Raw genomic sequence first — 17,750 nt, 5'->3', positions numbered from 1 at the left:
TAGATGATCCGATCCATCCTGGTGGTCTGCCTCGGCAACCGCTGCCGCAGCCCGATGGCGGCAGCGCTGCTGCGGCGCAGCCTGCCCGCGTGCCAGGTCATCTCCGCGGGCATCGCGCCGGCGGTGGGCGCCCTGGTCGATCCCCGCGCCGGCCGGCTGCTGGCGCTCGAAGGCATCGCCATGGACGAGCATCGGGCGCAGCGCTTGAACGCGGCCATGGTCGACTTCGCCGACCTGATCCTGGTGATGGAGGCGCAGCAGATGGAAATGGTCGAACAGAGCTTTCCTGCCGCGCACGGCAGGACGTTCCGCCTGTGCGAGTCGCTGGACCTCGATGTTCCCGACCCCTACGGCGGCACGCACGGCCTGTTCCTCCTCGCCTTCAGCCTGATCCGTCAGGGCGTCGATTCGTGGGCGGGCAAGATCGCCGGGGATGCGTCTCCGGCTGGCTTCCGGGAGACATCATGAGCACAGAGAATGCGACGGGCCGGGACTACGAGCCGACCGGCCAGGACAGCAGGCCGATCGACCTCACCGAGTGCCTCGATGTGCTGGTCCGCTACCGCTGGACCTTCCTGCTGATGGTCGGCGTCATCGCCTGCTCCGGACTGGCGTACGCCTTCCTGGCCAAGCCCGTGTACCGCACCGATATCCTGATCCAGGTGGAGGAAGGCGCCACGCCCAGCAGCACCGCCAAGCTGGTCGCCAGCGTCTCCCCCGCGCTCGATGTCAAGCCGGCGGCGGCCGCGGAAATCGAGCTGCTGCGCTCGCGCATGGTGGTCGGCAAGGCGGTCGACTCCCTGCACCTGAACATCGAGGCGGCGCCGCGCTACTTCCCCTTGCTCGGGACCGCGATCGCGCGCTACAACCCGGTGCTCTCCGAGCCGGGCCTGCTCGGCTGGGGCGGCTTTGCGTGGGGTGCCGAAGCGATCTCCGTCGCCAGGCTCGACGTGCCGGTCCGGGTGGAGGGGCGTCCCATCATGGTGACCGCCCTGGCCTCGGACCAATTCCGTGCCGAATTGCACAGCGAGGGCGTGACGGCCACCGGCACCGTGGGAACGCCGCTCGTCATCCCGACGCCGGGCGGCCCGGTGACGATCCTGATCAGCCAGCTGGACGGACGCCCGGGCGCGAAATTCGTGGTGCGCCACATTGCCCGCAGCGTGGCCATCGACAACCTGCAGAACCAGCTCGTGATCCTCGAGCGCGGCAAGCAGAGCGGCGTGATCGGCATCTCGCTGGAGGGAAGCTCCGCCGAGCGCACCGCGGCCATCCTGAACGCGATCGGCACCGAATATGTCGACCAGAACGTGCGGCGCAAGGCCGCCGAGGCAGAGAAATCGCTCGAGTTCCTCGAGGCCCAGCTGCCGCTGCTCAAGCAGCAGGTGGAGAACGCCGAAAGCCGCTACAACGCCATGCGCAACAAGCGCGGCACGATCGACCTGAGCGAGGAATCCAAGCTGGTGCTGACGCAATCGGTGCAGATCCAGACGCGCTTGCAGGAGTTGCGCCAGAAGCGCCAGGAACTGATCGCCCGCTTCACGCCGAACCACCCCATCATCGCCATCCTGGACGGCCAGATCGCCAGCCTGAGCTCCCAGCTCAATGGCGTGACCGGCAAGATCGAGAAGCTGCCCGAGGTCGAGCAGGACGTGCTGCGCCTGATGCGTGACGTCAAGGTCAGCACCGACCTGTACCAGTCCCTGCTCAACGACGTGCAGCAACTGCGGCTGGTGCGGGCCAGCAAGATCGGCACTTCGCGCCTGGTGGACATGGCCGACGTCCCGCTCTATCCGGTGCGGCCGAAGCGCCTGATGATCGGCGGTGCCGCCATCGTGCTCGGCCTGGTCGCCGGCGTCCTGGCGGTGGTCCTGCGCCGCACGCTCGACGGCGGCATCACCGACGCGGACGAGATCGAGCGGCTCACCGGCATGACGGTCTACTGCACGATCCCGTTCTCTCCCCAGCAGGGCAGGCGGCAGGGCGACGCGCCGTCGCGCGGCCTGCTGGCGCGCGACAGCCCGGACGACCCCGCCCTGGAAAGCCTGCGCGGCTTCCGCACGGCCCTGCAGTTCGCCCTGCTGAACAGCCGCAACCGCGTGGTGCTGGTCACCGGCCCGGCCCCCGACGTCGGCAAGTCCTTCGTGTGCTCGAACTTCGCCGCCGTGATGGCCAGCAGCGGACGCCGGGTGGTCCTGGTCGACGCCGACCTGCGTCGCGGCGGGCTCAACCACCGCTTCAGCACGCATCGCAGCCCCGGACTCAGCGAGTACCTGGCCGGGACCGCGCTGGATGCCGTGCTGCAGCGCGACGTGCTGCCGGGCGTCGACTTCATCGCGACCGGCGCCCAGCCGCCCCAGGCCGCGGACCTCCTGCAGAGCCCGAACATGGACCGCCTGTTCGACCTGCTGCAGGCAAGCTATGACATCGTCCTGCTCGACACGCCGCCTGTCCTCGCCGCCGCCGATGCCGGCATCCTGGCCGCACGGGCGGGCGCCGTCTTCCTCGTCGCGCGCGCGGACAAGACCACGCCCGACGAGCTGATCGCTTCGCAGCGGGCCATCCAGCAGGCGGGCGGAGAAGTGAAGGGCGTGCTGTTCAACGGCCTCAATGTCGATGGCCGCTGGTACCGGGCCCATTACCGCTTCGGCAAGTACCGCTACCTGAACCAGTACGGAGGCACCGGCAGCAGGCAGGCCTGAGGCCGCGGCAATCCGGCGCCGCCGGCATGCGGCGCCGTCCGAGGCGAGACAAGGCGCGGCCACGCATGCGCGGCGGACCGCGCTCAGGTATCATCCGGTGTCAGCCGCCCTGGCTGCCCTGGCTGCCTTGCTTGCCTTGGCTGCGTTGACTGTCCTGGCTGCCGTCGGCGCGATCGAGTTCTCGTACCTTCAGCACGATCATGTATTCGTAGTAGGCCCGCAGCAGCGCGTACGTCAGGCCGGCCGAGCCGTCGAGGAAGCCGCGCCGCAAGCCATAGAGAAGCAGGAACATCAGCAGCGGGCGCATCGGCAGCCGGTAGTAGAGTTCCTTCTGGTGATAGCGGCGCCGGCCGGGGTCCTTTTCGAGCAGGGCGCTGCGCACGCTGAACGACGTGCCTTGCTGCCGGTTCTGCACGATCTGGCGGGCTTCCAGCGAGCTGTATTGATTGTGCCTGTCGAACCAGTGCGACATCCCCTTGCTGAACGGGAAGTGGTCCATGTGCGCGGCCAGGTCGCGCACCTCGCCGTCGACAATGGTGACCGGGTTGATCAGCCGCTCGTAGTGAACGCTGGCCGGCTTGAACAGGCGGATGTAGAACGACGTCGGCGTGACGTGGCGCAGCCAGCGCCCCTGCAGGTGGTCGCGGCGGGAGACGCGGAAGGCCACCGCATCGCCCGGGTCCGTCACGGCCAGCTGCATGGCGTGGGCGAGCTGGGGCGTCACGCGCTCATCGGCATCCGTGTAGTAGACCCACTCGTGGCGGAAAGGGATATTGCGCAGCCCCCAGTTCTGGTGCGCGGACCAGTTGTCGAACGGACGCTGCACTACCTTGGCACCGTGCGCGCGGGCGATCTCCACGGTCCGGTCGGTGCTCATCGAGTCGTAGACATGGATATCGTCCGACCAGGCCACGGACTGCAGGCAGCCTGGCAGGTCCTGCTGCTCGTTCTTGGTCAGGATCAGGACCGAGATGCCGCTCATGGCCGACGCCCGCCCCTCAACCTTTCCTGGCGACGAAGTGGAACCAGTAGACCTGGCTGAGATCCTCCTGCCCGCGCAGCGCATGGCCGTCCAGGTTGCCGAAGATGGCCTCGGTACGCAGGCCGAGTTCGAGCAGGGCGCGCTGCTGCGCGGCCAGCTCGATGTAGTGGATGACGATGCCGAACTTGTGGGCAGCGCATACGCGCAGCGCATAGCCATCGAACTCGCGGTTCAGCCGCGAGTGGCGCAGGTAGTTGATGGTGGCCAGCGGCAGGTTGACGACGATGCGCGCCGTGTCGAAGCCCAGCCGCAGGGGATTGGGCGACCAGCGCGGCAGGCGCAGGAAGCGCGTCAGGTTCTCGCGGTAGCTCGGGCCGCGCAGGTTGTGCGTGGAGAACAGCAGCAGGCCGCCCGGACGCAGCACGCGGGCGAACTCGCGCAGGATCGCCGCGCGTCCGGCGGGATCCACCGCGTCGATGCCGTTGAAGCTGAACATGACCAGGCCGAAATGGTCGTCGGGAAAGGCCGACAGGTCGCGCGCGTCCATCTGGTGCACGGCCACGCCGGGATGGTTGCGCCGGCAGATCTCGACCATCTCCGGCGTGTAGTCGATCGCCACGTAGTCCTGGCTGAGCGCGCGCAGCATCGGCACCGTACGTCCGCCGCCGACACCGACGTCGAGCAGCGGCGCGCCGCGCGCGGCATCGGCCACCAGCGCCAGCGCCGCCGCCTCGCCCGGATCGGTGACATCGGCCGCCACGGCGAACCAGTGGCGCGCGCCCCAGCTGGTCCATGCCTTCCTGTTGATGCGGTCCTGCACGGTGTCGGCAATCATGTCGCCCTCCTCGCGGCGCGCGGCCTCTGCGCCCTTCCTCATGGTGCCGGCGTGGCGCGCGGGATTCGGTGCGACAGCGTACGCTGCGCCCGCCCGCCGGGTCCGCGCGCGGCGCGCCGGGGCGGCGTGCGGGCGTTCCATGATTCCGTGGTTCCGCGATTCCGCGGACTATGACTGCGCCCGCGCCGCCAAGGGCGGCGTGGCGGTGCCTTCGGCCGGGCGGCCGGGGTCGGCCTGGCGCGCCAGCAGCGCCTCGACGTGCCGCACCACGTGGTCGCCGAAGTTGTCCTGGCTTTCGCGCAGGAACAGCGCATGATCCAGGCAATCGAGGCGCTGCACGGCGACGTGGGACAGTCCCTGCAGCGCTTCCAGGTTGCGGCCCAGGCATTGCGCGGTCTCTTCGAGGCCGATGTCGGTGGCACCGTACAGGAACTCCGTGCGCACGCCGCGCCGGTCCAGCTTGCGCACCGCGGCCCAGGCGAATTCGCGCGCCGTGCGTGCCTCGCCATCGTCCTCCCCGGCCGCCTTGCGCGATGCTCCGCCGCGCAACGCCGCCTGCACGCGCTCCAGGCGGTAGGCGACCAGCGCGCGTACCCGGCGCGCGCAGCCCATCAGCAAGGGCAGCAGGCGGATATCGCCGCGCAGCAGCCGCAGCCAGTTGCCGGGCCGGCGCGCGGCATACCACAGCAGGCTCAGCGGCTGTTCGGCCTGGCCGAGCGTGGCCACGTCCTGCTCGCCCCAGGTGTACTTCAGCAGGTTGGCCAGCACGAGCCCGCAGACCTTGTCGCTGGCCAGCCCGGCATGCAGGCTGAGAAAGGCGCCGGAGCAGACACCGGCCAGCACGATGTGCTCGAAGCCCTGCCCGTGCATCCACTCCACCGCTGCGGCAAGCTGCTCGCGCGGTGCGACCGCGTAGATCTCCGGAATGCTCATGCGCCGCCGCGCCTGCGGGCTGTCGCCCAGCGCGGCCAGGTCGAGCCGCAGCGCCGCCACGCCGCTGCGCGCGAGGCGGCGCGACAGCGAGACGAAGAGCCGGCCGTCGCCGACGTGATGGTTGCCGCCGGTATTGGGAAAGATCACCCCGAGCGGAGCGCGGCGGGCTCCGGCCGGCATGCACAGGATGCCGAACTGCCGGCCCGCGTCCAGCCACACGGCGCGCTCGCGCACGCCCTCCACGGCGAACTCCGTGTCGTCGGCCCGATCAGGCCCCGGCGCGTCGGCGATCGCCTGGCCGGCGGCAGCTTCGGCGGCCGTGGCCGCAGCTTGCCGGATCCACGCCGCCACCCGCCGCCACGCCTGTTCCGGCACCGCGGCATTCTCGGTCGACTGCATCAGCGCGGCATACTCGGCGAACCCCTCCTCCTCCACTTCGGCGCCGGCCGCGCGGTAGTGCGCACACAAGGCCTGCACCGTCGAGGCGGCACCCGGCCATGGGTCCAGCACCAGCACGCGCGGTGCCGGACAGCCGGCGCGGCGGTCCAGGCGCAGCCCTTCCAGCGCGCGCACCGTGTCGGCGCCCAGGCGATACGCCAGTACCTCGAGCGTGCCTTCCCGCGGGGCGCGCGAGGCCAGGTCCGGCGCCATGCTGTTGAGCCAGTTGACGTGCAGGGCGCGCATCTCGCGCAGGAAGGCGCGACCGCTGACGACCGGCGCCAGCAGCACCAGTGCGGCCGGCGCCTCGTTGCGCCCGGCCAGCGCCTCGGCCGCCAGCGCGGCCAGGCTGCCGCCCAGGCGCAGGCCGCACAGCACCACCTGCCGCACGCCTGCGCGCGCGCGCAACTGCGCGGCCGCGGCCACGATATTGCCGATCCAGCAGGCCAGGCGCTCGGGCGCCTCGTCGCTGCCCGCCGCATCGCCGGTGCCGTGGTAGTCGAAGCGCAGCACCGGCACGCCAGCGGCGGCAAGATCGTCGGCCAGGTGGCGCAAGGCCCGGTGCGACCACATGCCCTCATGGCCGGGCGGCGCGCACAGCACGACGCCGGTGTCGCCGGCCGCGCCATGCAGCCATCCGGTGCAGCCCTCGAAGACGATGTGCTTCATGCCGGCTCCTTGGCGGACGGTGCGCGCTGGCGGGCCGCACACCGGCGGGACGTGCCCGCAGAAATGGGTACGCCGACCCGCCGCCGCGGGCCGCGCGCTCAGGGCTTGCGCTCGATCGCCCGGGTCTGCGTCAGCCGCTGCTGCGCGGCAGGGGGCAGGGGCAGGCTCAGGTAGGGATTCATGGCGTCGAAGTCGGTGCGGTTGCTGCGCCGGGGCGTGACGCCGTTGAGGATGCCGCCACCGAGGCGCGCATCGGCTCGCGCGAGCCGCTTCAGGGTCTCCTGCACCTGCTCGGGGGGCGTCACATCGGCGCGCACCACCAGCAACGTCGAGCCGGCGAGGTTGGCGACCAGCGTGGCATCGGCCACCGCCATCACCGGGGGCGTGTCCACCAGCACCAGGTCGAAGCAGGCGCTGGCCGCGCGCAGGCAATCGCCCAGCAGCGGCAGCATCAGCAGCTCGGAGGGATTGAGCGGTATTGCGCCGGCGGTCAGCAGCGACAGGTTGCCGACCGCGGTCGGGCGCACCGCGTGCATGAACGGCGTGTGCCCCGCCAGCACTTCGGCCAGGCCGGTTTCGGCGGGCTGGTCGAACCAGCGCGCCACCTTGCCCCGGCGCAGGTCGGCATCGATCAGCAGCACGCGCTGGCCGGCCTCGGCGAACAGCACGGCCAGGTTGACCGCGGCAAAGGTCTTGCCGGCGCCGGACGCCGGACTGGTCACGGCCACCACCTTGTCGGGCGCGCCACGCACAGCGAAGTGCAAGGCGGCGCGTACATTGCGCAGCCCCTCCACCGCCAGCGAGTGCGGCGCGCAGCGGGCCAGCAGGAAGCGGTCATGCAAGCCGAGCCGCCACGGCTCGTCGCCGGCGAGGGACATGCTGCCGTCCTCTTCCAGTCCGGCGAGAGGCTCGTCCTCGCCGACGCCGTCGCGCGTGCGCGCCAGCGCCACGGCATCGCCCAGGCGTGCCAGCGCATGCGCATCGGGCCCGCCCAGCACCGCCACGCCGGCCAGGCTGGCCTTGGCTTCGACCTGGCGTTCGAGCTCGACCTGCTCACGGCTGAACACCACCTCGCCCAGGATCGGCACGCCGAACTCGTCCTCGACCTCGCCCGCATCGGCCACCGCCGGCTTCCAGCGCCGCCGCGCACTCACGCCGATCATCCCCAGGCCCAGGCCCAGCAGGCCGCCGCCGGCGGTCAGCGGCCACGGCCCGACGCCGACCGGCGTCATCGAAGCCACCGCGCTGTCGACCAGGCGCATCGCGCTGGTGCTGTCCGACTCCCGCAGCGACAGCTGCTGGACCTTGTTGCGCAGCTGCATATAGGTTTCCTCGGCCACCTTGACGTCCCGCGTCAGGCCGACCGCCTCCCGCTCCGACAACGATACGTTCTTCAGGCGCGCATCCATGTCGCGGCGTTCCTGGGCCAGCTGCTGGATCTGGCTGTCCACCGTACGCACTTCGTTGGAGTCGGTGGTGAAGCGCTGCAGCAACTGGGTGCGCTGCAGCCGCAGTGCAGCGATCTGGCGCTGGTAATCCATGCTGCCGTTGAGGAAGGACTGTGCCTCCGCGGTCGGCTGCAAGGTGCCGGAGCGCGACCGGTAGTCCGTCAGTGCCTCCTCGGCGCGGTCGAGCTCGGCCTTGGCGAGGGGCAATTCCCTGCTGAGGAAGGCCAGCGTGCTGGCCACGTCGTCGCGGCGCAGCGTGGCCTGGCCGAGGATGTAGGAGTTCGCCACGCCGTTGACGAGGGCCTCGGCATTGCGGCGGTCGGCGCTTTCCCAGGCGATGCGCACCGTGCGGGCGGCGCCGGCCGACGCTTCCACCTGCAGTTCGCGGGCGATGCGGTCGACCACGCCCTGCAGGTCCTGCCGCACCAGCGTGAAGCGGGTGCCGGGTGCCGCGTCGATGGCGCCCACCAGCATCTCCACGCCGTTGCCGGCGGCAGGTTTGCCGACCTGCCCGTTCAGCAGTTCGTGGCCATCGGCCGATACCCGGTACTCGCCGGCCGCCAGCACCTCCAGCAGCATCGGCACATTGAGCAGCCGCTCCGGCACCGCCAGGCTGTCCACTGCGATGCGCTCGCCGCCCCAGGCATAGCCCAGGCTCTCCGGCCACGGGCCGAACCTGTGGCCCGGCTCGGCCAGCCGCGCGGCGAGTCCGCCCAGCAAGGGCGCGCGCTGGGGCAGGGCGACGATGTCCAGCCGCAGCCGCTCCACCACCGGCCCGACCACGGTACGGCTCCTGAGCATGTCGGGCTCGAACGGCGCAGGGCCGGCGCCCTGGCCGGCATCCGCCGCTTCCATCTGCACCAGTGCCTGCGCGCGGTATTGCGACGGCATCGAGAAGGCCACCAGCGCGGCCGCCAGCATGCCGCACACGCCGGCCGCCGCGATGGTGCCGGCATGATCGACCAGGAGGCGCGCCGGATGCGACTGCGCGCCGCCCGCCTTGTCCGAGGCCGGCCCCACGCCGGCATGCGATAGTCTGCTCACGGCAAATCCCCACTCCTGCTGTACTCCGCGCCGGACGCCCCCCGGGGCGCCGGCCTCTCCTTCCCGCACGCGCTATGCCGTCGCGCTCAACGTCGTCCGTAGTTGTCGTCGAAGCGCACGATGTCATCCTCCCCGAGGTAAGAGCCGGACTGCACCTCGATGATCTCCAGCGGCGTCCGGCCCGGGTTCTCGAGCCGGTGCAGCGTGCCGATCGGGATATAGGTCGACTGGTTCTCCGACAGGATGCTGACGGTGTCGCCGCAGGTCACGCGCGCGGTGCCGCGCACCACGACCCAGTGCTCGGCGCGGTGGTAATGCATCTGCAGCGACAGGCTCGCGCCCGGATCCACCACGATGCGCTTGACCTGGAAGCGCTCGCCCCGATCGATCGCGTCGAAGCAGCCCCACGGCCGGCGCACCTTGCGATGGTTGACCACTTCGCTGCCGTGCTCGGCGCGCAGCCGCTGCACCACGTTCTTGACGTCCTGCACACGCGACTTGGCGACCACCAGCACCGCGTCGGCGGTCTCCACCACCACCACGTCCTGCACGCCCACGCAGGCGATCAGGCGGCCCTCGGAATGGGCCAGGCAGGCGCTGGCGCCGTCGAAGACCACGCGCCCGCGCCCGACGTTGCCGGCCGCATCCTTGGCGGCGATGTCCCAGATCGCGGCCCATGAGCCCACGTCCGACCAGCCGGCCTCGAGCGGCACCAGCATCGCGTGCAGGTCATGCTGGCCGTGCAGCTTCTCCATCACCGCATAGTCGATCGAATCGGACGGGCAGGCGCTGAAGGCTTCGGCGCCGAGGCGCACGGTATCGCCCTGGCTCGCGCCGGCGCCGTAGGCGGCCTGGCAGCAGCGCAGGATCTCCGGCTGCAGTTCGCGCATCGCCTTGAGCCAGACCGAGGCCAGCACCACGAAGATGCCGCTGTTCCACCAGTAGCCGCCGGCCTCGACGTAGTGCTTGGCCAGCTCCAGGTGGGGCTTCTCGACGAAGCGCTCGAGGCGGTAGGCACCCATGCGTTCACGCCTGGCGGTGCGGATGTAGCCATAGCCGGTCTCGGCAGCGAGCGGGCGCACGCCCAGTGTGACGATGGCACCCCAGTCGGCATGCCGCACGGCCAGCGCGACGGCGCGGCGGAAGGCCTCGGTGTCGGCCACCGCGTGGTCGGCCGGGGCCGCCACCAGCACGGCATCGCCCCCTTCGCCGCCCTCGGCGACGGCATGCAGCGCCGCCATGGTCAGCGCGGGCGCGGTATTGCGCCCGCAGGGCTCGGCCAGGATGCTGGCACCCGTGCCGGCATGCGCCAGCATCTGCGCGATCATGAAGCGGTGTTCTTCGCCGCACACCACGATGGCGCGCGACTCGGCGCCGGCCGCGCGCCCCGCCAGTTCCGCGATGCCCTGCAGGCGCCGCGCGGTGGCTTCCAGCAGCGTGTCCTCGGCCACCAGGTTGAGCAGTTGCTTGGGGTACTGCTCACGCGACAGCGGCCACAGGCGCGTGCCCGAGCCGCCGGCCAGGATCACCGGGCGCACCGGTGGCAGCCGGGCGGTCTCGGCCGCGCCTGCTTGCGCCTGGCCTGCGGCGTTGTCTCCGATCCTTGCCTTCATCATGCCTCCTCGGCCGTGCCCGGCAGCGCGCGATCACTCGCAGAATTGGGTACGCTTGCCGGCGGCGGCGCGAGGGAAGCAGTGGGCAGGAAGCGGGCGGGAGCGGCGGCAGGGCCGTCCGGCGCGGGCGCGGCGCGTTCGGCGGATGAAAGGCAGTGTAGAAAGTGGCGTCGCCGGAATCTGTTCGCTTCCGCACACGCTGCCGGCCGCCGCGCGCGGCCGGCAACGCCGGCATCCAGGCGTGCGCCAGTGTTCGACAGCGCACCGAAGGACGCCGCGCCGCGGGCTGCAATGGAGGCTGCCGCGCGCCCGCCCGGAGCGGGTGCAGGCGGAGCCGAACTGTGCGGAGGCGCGAGATGGAGCGGAACGCGGTGATCGAGCAAGGCGGGGGCGCCGGCTGCCTGGAGCCTGCGCGCGCGGAGAGTCCGCAGGACGCGCAGGCCACCGGCAGCCTGCACGGCGCCGACGCGGTCTGGCAGGAGACCAACTGCTACATGGACCTGTGGATCGAGCTGCTGCAGGGCTGGCGGCTGGAGCCGCGGGCGGCCCTGCCCTTCACCGTGACCCAGGACTTCGAAGGCGACCATTTCACCTTCTTCAAGTATCCGCCGATGGACCTGGAGCGGCTGTACGGCACCGTGGTGCAGGAGATGGCGGTCTATGACACGCTGGAGGCCCACGTCGCCGCACAGGTGGGCCGCGGGCATGTGGTGCTGGTGGAGTTCGACAGCTTCTACCTGCCCGACACGCGCGCCACGTCCTACCGGAGCGCCCACGTCAAGACCACGGCGGCGGTCGACGCCATCGATACCGGCGCGCAATGGCTCGACTACTACCACAGCCTGGGCCACTACCGTGCCGAGGGCGACGACTACCAGGGGCTGCTGCGCCTGACGCCCGCGCTGAGCGGCAACGGCGACGTGCTCTTTCCCTATGCCGAATGCGTCAAGCGCGTGCGTCCGGCGCTGCGCGGCCAGGCGCTCGCCGACGGCGCGCTCGACCTGCTGCGGCTGCATCTGGCGCGACGGCCGGCGGACAATCCGCTGAGCCGCTGGCGCCAGGTCTTCGACGGCCAGGTGGCGTCCGTTCTCGAGCGCGGCGACGCTTACTTCCATCACTACGGCTTCAACCTGCCGCGCCAGCTCGGCGCCAACTTCGAGATGCTGCATCACTTCCTGGCATGGCTGGCGGCGCAGGGCCACGCCGTGCCCGCGCCGGTGGCCGAGGCCGCGCGCACCATCGCCGAGGAGTGCAAGGTGCTGCAGTTCCGCCTGGCGCGCGCCGTGGCGCGCCGCCGCCACGACGGCTGCCACGAATGCCTGGACGCGCTGGAGGGCGCCTACGCGCAGGTGATGGATGGCCTGGTGCGGCACTTCGGCACGCCTGCGCCGGACTGAGATGGCGGTACGCTCCGGGCGCTCCGGGCGCTCCGGGCGCTTCAAGCGTTTCCCAGCGCCGGCAGCAGGCGGTCGTACTCGCGCTTGACCAGCTTGTAGCATTCACAGGCATGGCGCTCCAGGCCGCAACGGTCGAGCACGGTGATGTGGCCGCGGCTGTGGTGGATCAGGCCCAGGTCTTCGAGCTTGCCGGCGGCTTCCGTCACCCCCTCGCGGCGCACGCCCAGCATGTTGGCGATGACCTGCTGGGTGATGACGAGCTCATTGGAGTCCATGCGATCGAGCGCGAGCAGCAGCCAGCGGCACAGCTGCTTGTTCAGCGAGTGGTGCCGGTTGCAGGCCGCCGTCTGCGCGATCTGCGTCAGCACCGCCTGCACGTAAAGCAGGGTCACGCGCTGCAGCACGTGCAGGCGCTCCAGTTCGCCGCGCAGCACGCGCGCCGGCAGGCGGTAGGCGAAACCGGGACTGCGCACCTCGACGCGGCACGGCATGGTGTCGCCCCCGGTCACCACCGGGATGCCGACCAGCCCCTCGTTGCCCACCGCGGCGAACTCGACGGTGGCACCGTCCTCCAGCAGCGACAGCAGCGACACCACACCGGTGGTCGGAAAGTAGACATGGACGATGCGCTGGCCGGCGCCGGTCAGCAACTCGCCGCCGCGCAGCCGCACCAGTTCCAGGTACGGAGCGAGCGCCTCCCATTCCGCGCGCGGAATCGCGCCGAGCAGGTGATTGACGTGCAGGTCAGAACGATGCGTGATCATGATGATGCCCCCTTGCCTGCAGGCGCCGCCGCATGTCCCGGGCAGCGCCGTGGCGGCCCTTGTTTCCGTTCCGGCACCGCCCGCTGCGGCGGCGCCGTTGACTGTATTAAGGGGCAAGCCAAGGGCCGGCGTTAGTAGGCATAAGGCCTATACCGCCTCCTCCATCGGTAGGTCTGAGGCCCGGCGCGACCCTGTGCGCGATGCGGCCCCGGGCGGGGTTGCGGGCGCCGCTTGCGGCGCTGGTCCATTGCGCCCGGGCAAGCGCACCCGGGCGGCGGTGCCTCCATGTCGCACGGTTAGGCGCAAAACGCAGCCATAGCGCGGCGATGGCGGCCTTTGCAACGACGCGATGCGCCCGCATGGCATGGCAGGCATCGACCGGTTTCAGGGTTTCAGTGGACTAGGCATCGTAGCGGGCTGGGCGGCCTCCATCGTTGAGGGCACGCACCTCGCCCGAAGGCATGAGGCGCGCCGCCGCGCCGGCCGGGCCATCATACAAAAGGCGGAGGCGGCGCGACTGTCCCGGGCCGAGGTGGAACCAATCCTGCTCGGCGCGCCAGGCGTGGTCCTCGACATGGACCCAGCGCGCGAAGCGGCGCGTGGCCACGGTCAGCCACCACTGCCCGTCTTCGCAGGCCAGTTCGGCGCGCAGCTCGGCCGGCAGCAGCGCATCGGCGCGCCGCTCCGGCAGGTAGACCGACTGGCTGAGCGGCGCAGCCGCCCCGGCCGCTCCGGCGGCCCCGGCATTCCCGTCCGGCGCCGGCTCGTACAGCGCCGCCAGCACGACGTCGTGCGCGGGCGGGCCGAAGCGGTAGGCATAGGTCATGTCGAAGAAGCGGTCGAGCAGCGCGGCGGCCTCCAGCCGGCACACCGCGCGCGGCGCCAGTTCCAGCTCGCGCCGCGCCTCGGCGGCCACGGTCTCGCCCTGGCGCAGGCAACGCAGCTCCAGGCGCACCCGCCGCGCCCGTGGCCCTTCGTTGATCAGGTGTACATGCAGCCCGTTGAGCCCTTCGTCGCTCAGCAGCACCTGCAAGGGCTGCCACACGTCGCGCAACGCATGCCAGGCCGACTTGGGGCGCACGCACGCATCGACGATGCCCCAGCCGGCGCCGGGCAGCAGGTCTTGCAGCTGCCAGACCAGGCCACCCGCGCAGGTGGAGCCGGCGCGGCGCCACTCGGCGAACACGCTGCTCATCAATTCCGCCACCACCGCGCGTGACAGCATCAGGTAGCGCTGCGGCCGCTCGTAGCGCAGCCGCGGCGGATCCACTTCGTACAGCTCGCGCAGATAGTAGTCGCGCACGTCCTCGAAGTCCCACGCCGCGCCGGCGTCACGCGGCACGCGCGCCTTCCAGCGCGGATCGTGCAGCGGCTGGGTCAGGCCGTGTTCGGCCAGGGTGCGCGCGCACGGCACGTTGGCGAAGGCCAGGCATTCCGAGGCGAAGCGCACATTGGCCAGGCGTGCGTCGGCCAGCGGCCGCTCATAGGCCCCCACGCCGTAGTAGTGGCTGACGCCGGTGTCGGGCTGGAAGGGCCAGGCGCCGCCGCTCGGCGAATTGGGTACGTAGACGGCGTCGGGACGGTGTTCCGACACCAGGCGCGGGATCAGCGCGTCGAACAGGGGCTGGCGCCAGTCGGCGCGCGCGGTCCCCAGCATCGCCGCCTGCTGCTCGGCCTCGCTGCCGCCGCACAGCACGGCGACGCTCGGATGCGCGCCAGTCGACACCAGCCATTGGCCGACTTCGCGCGCGGCCGCCTCCATGAATTCGGGGTCGTCGCCGTAGTCGAAATTGGCGAACATGAAGTCCTGCCACACCATCAGCCCGGCCTCGTCGCAATGGCGGTAGAAGGCTTCGCCGGGATAGCAGGTGACGCCGCTCACACGCACCATGTTCATGCCGGCCGCGCGCGCCAGCGCCAGCCAGGGCCCGACCGCCTCGGCCGTGTCGGCCAGGCCGGGCAGGTCGTGGCTGGACACGCAGGCCCCGCGGCAGAACACGCGTTCGCCGTTCACGCGCAGGGCGAAAGCGCCCTGGGCGGCGTCGCCGTCGAGCGCCACGGTGCGCAGGCCCACCTGCCCGCAGTCCAGCTCGCCACCCGGCAGCCGTGCCGTGACGCGGTACAGGTGGGGCTCGCCATGCGTGTGCGGCCACCACAGCCGAGGCCGCGCCAGCAGCAGTTCGCCGGCCAGGGTATGCGAGTCGAGGCGGTGCAGGGGACCATCGGCACCGCCGCTGCCGTCGGCGCCGCAGCGCACGGCGAAGTGGCCGGCCAGCGGCGCCGGGCCCGGAAAACGCAGCAGCAGGCGGACGCTGCCGTCGCCGCCGTCATCCAGCCTGGTGCGCAATTCGGCACGCACGCCGGACCAGGAACCGCAGGCGGCCGGGTCGAGCAGTTCGACGCCGCGCCAAGGCCCCACCGCGTGCACCGGCGGGCACCAGCCCGGCATATGGCCGAGGAGGGTGGTACGCACGGCGCGCAGCGACGGCGGCGTGATCATGCGCGGCTTCCAGCGCGCGCGGCCGCGTTGCGTGCGCAGCCAGGGATACAGCGCACGGAAGCACAGGTGCAGCGTATTGTCGCCGGCCAGATCCACCTCGGCCTGGTGGGCGATGAACATGTGCCGAGCGGTCAGCACGAGGCGGCCGTTGAGCCATACCTCGGCCAGCGTGGCCAGGCCGTTGAAGCGCAGCAGGCGCCGGCCGTGGCCGGCGAAGCGGATGCGGTACCAGTGATCGTGCTGGTGCAGCGGCGGCGGCGCGCCATCGTCCCAGCGCCCGGCCGCGCGCATGGCCGTGGCCACGGTGCCGGGCACCGGCGCCGGCAGCCAGACAGCCTGTGCATCGAGCGCCTCGGGCGAGGCCGCCGCGCCGGCGAGGGTCTGCAGCCAGCCCCACTCGCCGCGCAAGGTGGCGTCGGCCAGGGCGATGCCGGCGGGAACGTCCGGCGCGTCCTGGAGCGGGCCCGGTGCCGGGTCGCGTGCGCTCATCCGGCCCCCACGCCGAAATGCGCGGCCAGCGCCGGCACGCTGGCCTGGTAGGACAGCTCGAGCTGCTCCAGGCAATCGTGGCAGGGGTCGGGCTTGTGGCTGATGACGGCGCGCATCAGGCGGAACTGCATCACCATGGCCTCCGACGCCACCGTGTAGCAGGCCTCCGCCAGCCCGGCGGGCAGCGGCTGGCCCTGCCCGGCCAGCCAGCGCAGGTAGCATCCGAGCAGCTCGAAGTTGGCGCCCAGCTGGCGCAGCACACTCGCCGCATAGCTCTGGAAGTTCGGCTCGCCGTGTGCCATCAGCTGCTCCAGGTGGGCCGGGAAGGCGCGTCGGAACGTGGCGATGGGGTTCTGTTGCGGCCGGTGCGCCAGGTGCTGGCGCAGCAGGTCGAGCGAGACGCGCAGGATGGCAGCACCGTCCTGCGGCGCAAAGCGCCGCCGCACCACCTCGGCGTGCGGCTGGGCGGTCGCGTCGGGGTCGCGCAGGCCGCCGCGGCGGCGGAAGATGTTGGCATAGTCGGGACCGCTGGCGGTATGGTAGCCATCCGCGTGGTAGTAGCCGACCGCGGCCGCCTCGGGCACCAGCACGTCGACCGCGATGCTCGACAGGCCGTGCTGGCGCCGGTAGGCGCCCGGCTGCGGCAGGTGGTAGCTGTCGACTTCGAGCAGCACCACGTTGCCGCGGCAGGTCTGCGCCACCACATGGGACTCGAGATCACCGTAGACGGACAGCTCGTGCATGGTGATGCCGTACAGTCGCTCGAGGTCGCTGGCGGGGAAACTCGACAGCGTGAACTGGTCCCCTTCGAAATCCTGCGCTACCGTGAAGGGCAAGGCGGCAATGGGCTCCAGTTCCCAACCGTGCAACAGTTCGACCCACAGGTCGACGTGCCGGTTGGCGTGGGACCACACCGGGTTGCCGTCGTGCAGCGACGCGCCTGCGCCTGCCTTGCCTTTCGCGCCGCCGTACATCAGGCACTCCCGAGCGTGGCGCGCACGCCTGACGGCCAGCGCGCGGGGTCGAGGCCATGGTGGCGCAGCAGGGCCAGCACCAGCCGCTCGATGCCGAAGCCCACGCAGCCGGTGTGGGCCACGCCGCCATCGGCCTGGCGGATATCCCACAGCGCGCCGAAATGGTCCATGTGGTAATTGAAACTCATGCACGCCGTCGGCGGCGCGCCGTCGTTGACCGGGATCAGCAGCTCGAATTTCAGCTTCTGCTCGCGCTGGCTGTCGGCGACGATCTTGCCTCCGCGGCCGAAGAAGGGGTCGTTGGCGACGTCGACCTCGAGCGGCAGCTGCAGCGCGCGGGCCAGCTGCTGGCCGCGCTCCATCCAGAGCTGGCGGAAGGCCACGATGCGCTCGGGAGAACCTAGGCAGACGTACTCGCGCTGGCGGAACAGTTGCATGCGGGTCGGCTCGAGCGAGGGCTCGTGCCGGAAGCAGTAGGACAGCACGTCGACCACCTTGCCCGCCTCCGGCAGCGGGCCGCGCCGCGCCATCACCGGATAGATCGGATAGCAGGCCGCCGGGGTCAGCACCACGCCGCTGGGCTGCTGCTGGTCGGTCCAGTCCTCGCCGTCCTGCAGCCGCGCCAGCAGGCGGCGGTGGCCGCGCTCGTCGCCGCAGAAGCTGTGGATGGTGCCGGCGAGCTGCGGGAAGCTCTGCAGGTACTCGCTGGTCTCGAAATCGCGCTGGCCCATGGCCGGCGGAAAGCGCAGCACCTCCGCCAGCTGGTCGGCGCCGAGTGCGGTGATGGCCCCGTTGAGCCCGTCGCCGACCGCTTCGAAGACGGCGCTGCGCCCGTACAGGCCCTGCACGCCGGTCGGCACCAGCAGGCCTGCGCCGACCAGCGCGTCGAGGAAGGCGGGCGCGTACGCCGAGCCGCCGGCGGGGGCTTCGCCACGCGAGAGGTTGGCATCCATGTCGGCTCC

Annotated in this window: 12 protein-coding genes; 3 read left to right on the top strand and 9 right to left on the bottom strand. The window is 71.3% G+C overall.

Features of this window, described 5'->3' with window-relative positions; translation table 11 throughout:
* Window positions 1-3: 3 nt before the first annotated feature.
* Both BKK80_RS20195 and BKK80_RS20190 read left to right on the top strand, forming a co-directional pair.
* Window positions 4-468, top strand: a complete 465-nt coding sequence (locus BKK80_RS20195) for a low molecular weight protein-tyrosine-phosphatase (RefSeq protein WP_071017609.1) — start codon at window positions 4-6, stop codon at window positions 466-468.
* Entirely contained in the window at window positions 465-2,702 is a 2,238-nt protein-coding gene (locus BKK80_RS20190) for a polysaccharide biosynthesis tyrosine autokinase (RefSeq protein ID WP_071070974.1), read from the top strand. The genes BKK80_RS20195 and BKK80_RS20190 overlap by 4 nt, the downstream gene beginning before the upstream one ends.
* 100 nt (window positions 2,703-2,802) lie before the next feature.
* Here the strand turns inward: BKK80_RS20190 and BKK80_RS20185 are convergent, their stop codons facing one another.
* The 5 genes from BKK80_RS20185 to BKK80_RS20165 all read right to left on the bottom strand — a co-directional run bounded on the left by BKK80_RS20185 (window position 2,803) and on the right by BKK80_RS20165 (window position 10,664).
* Window positions 2,803-3,684, bottom strand: coding sequence for a glycosyltransferase family 2 protein (locus tag BKK80_RS20185; protein ID WP_071070972.1), 882 nt, complete (start codon window positions 3,682-3,684; stop codon window positions 2,803-2,805).
* A gap of 16 nt (window positions 3,685-3,700) precedes the next feature.
* A complete protein-coding gene (locus BKK80_RS20180; protein ID WP_071017615.1) occupies window positions 3,701-4,519 on the bottom strand; it encodes a class I SAM-dependent methyltransferase in 819 nt (272 codons plus the stop codon).
* Between the two features lie 168 nt (window positions 4,520-4,687).
* Entirely contained in the window at window positions 4,688-6,559 is a 1,872-nt protein-coding gene (locus tag BKK80_RS20175) for a serine aminopeptidase domain-containing protein (protein ID WP_071017617.1), read from the bottom strand.
* Between the two features lie 98 nt (window positions 6,560-6,657).
* Window positions 6,658-9,051, bottom strand: a complete 2,394-nt coding sequence (locus BKK80_RS20170; RefSeq protein WP_071070970.1) for a polysaccharide biosynthesis tyrosine autokinase — start codon at window positions 9,049-9,051, stop codon at window positions 6,658-6,660.
* An 86-nt stretch (window positions 9,052-9,137) separates the two neighbouring features.
* Complete coding sequence (locus tag BKK80_RS20165) at window positions 9,138-10,664, bottom strand: mannose-1-phosphate guanylyltransferase/mannose-6-phosphate isomerase (RefSeq protein ID WP_157128628.1); 1,527 nt, start codon at window positions 10,662-10,664, stop codon at window positions 9,138-9,140.
* A 356-nt stretch (window positions 10,665-11,020) separates the two neighbouring features.
* Here BKK80_RS20165 and BKK80_RS20160 point away from each other — a divergent pair, with 356 nt between their 5' ends.
* Window positions 11,021-12,061, top strand: a complete 1,041-nt coding sequence (locus BKK80_RS20160) for a DUF1839 family protein (RefSeq protein ID WP_071039176.1) — start codon at window positions 11,021-11,023, stop codon at window positions 12,059-12,061.
* Window positions 12,062-12,102: 41 nt separating this feature from the next.
* Here the strand turns inward: BKK80_RS20160 and BKK80_RS20155 are convergent, their stop codons facing one another.
* The 4 genes from BKK80_RS20155 to BKK80_RS20140 form a co-directional block, all read right to left on the bottom strand.
* Entirely contained in the window at window positions 12,103-12,825 is a 723-nt protein-coding gene (locus BKK80_RS20155; RefSeq protein WP_071017624.1) for a Crp/Fnr family transcriptional regulator, read from the bottom strand.
* A 400-nt stretch (window positions 12,826-13,225) separates the two neighbouring features.
* Window positions 13,226-15,814: a glycoside hydrolase family 2 protein gene (locus tag BKK80_RS20150; RefSeq protein ID WP_071070968.1), complete on the bottom strand. Its 2,589-nt coding sequence runs from the start codon at window positions 15,812-15,814 to the stop codon at window positions 13,226-13,228.
* Entirely contained in the window at window positions 15,811-16,788 is a 978-nt protein-coding gene (locus tag BKK80_RS20145) for a DUF1839 family protein (RefSeq protein ID WP_071017628.1), read from the bottom strand. Before BKK80_RS20145 ends, BKK80_RS20150 begins: the two co-directional genes overlap by 4 nt.
* Window positions 16,788-17,741 (bottom strand): amino acid--[acyl-carrier-protein] ligase, encoded by a 954-nt coding sequence (locus tag BKK80_RS20140; RefSeq protein ID WP_071039173.1) that lies wholly within the window; start codon window positions 17,739-17,741, stop codon window positions 16,788-16,790. Before BKK80_RS20140 ends, BKK80_RS20145 begins: the two co-directional genes overlap by 1 nt.
* Window positions 17,742-17,750 lie beyond the last annotated feature (9 nt).

It is taken from the genome of Cupriavidus malaysiensis (genome assembly GCF_001854325.1).
Lineage (GTDB): Bacteria > Pseudomonadota > Gammaproteobacteria > Burkholderiales > Burkholderiaceae > Cupriavidus > Cupriavidus malaysiensis.
Note: the sequence above shows the minus strand (reverse complement) of the source record. Positions and strands in the feature narration are given on the sequence as shown.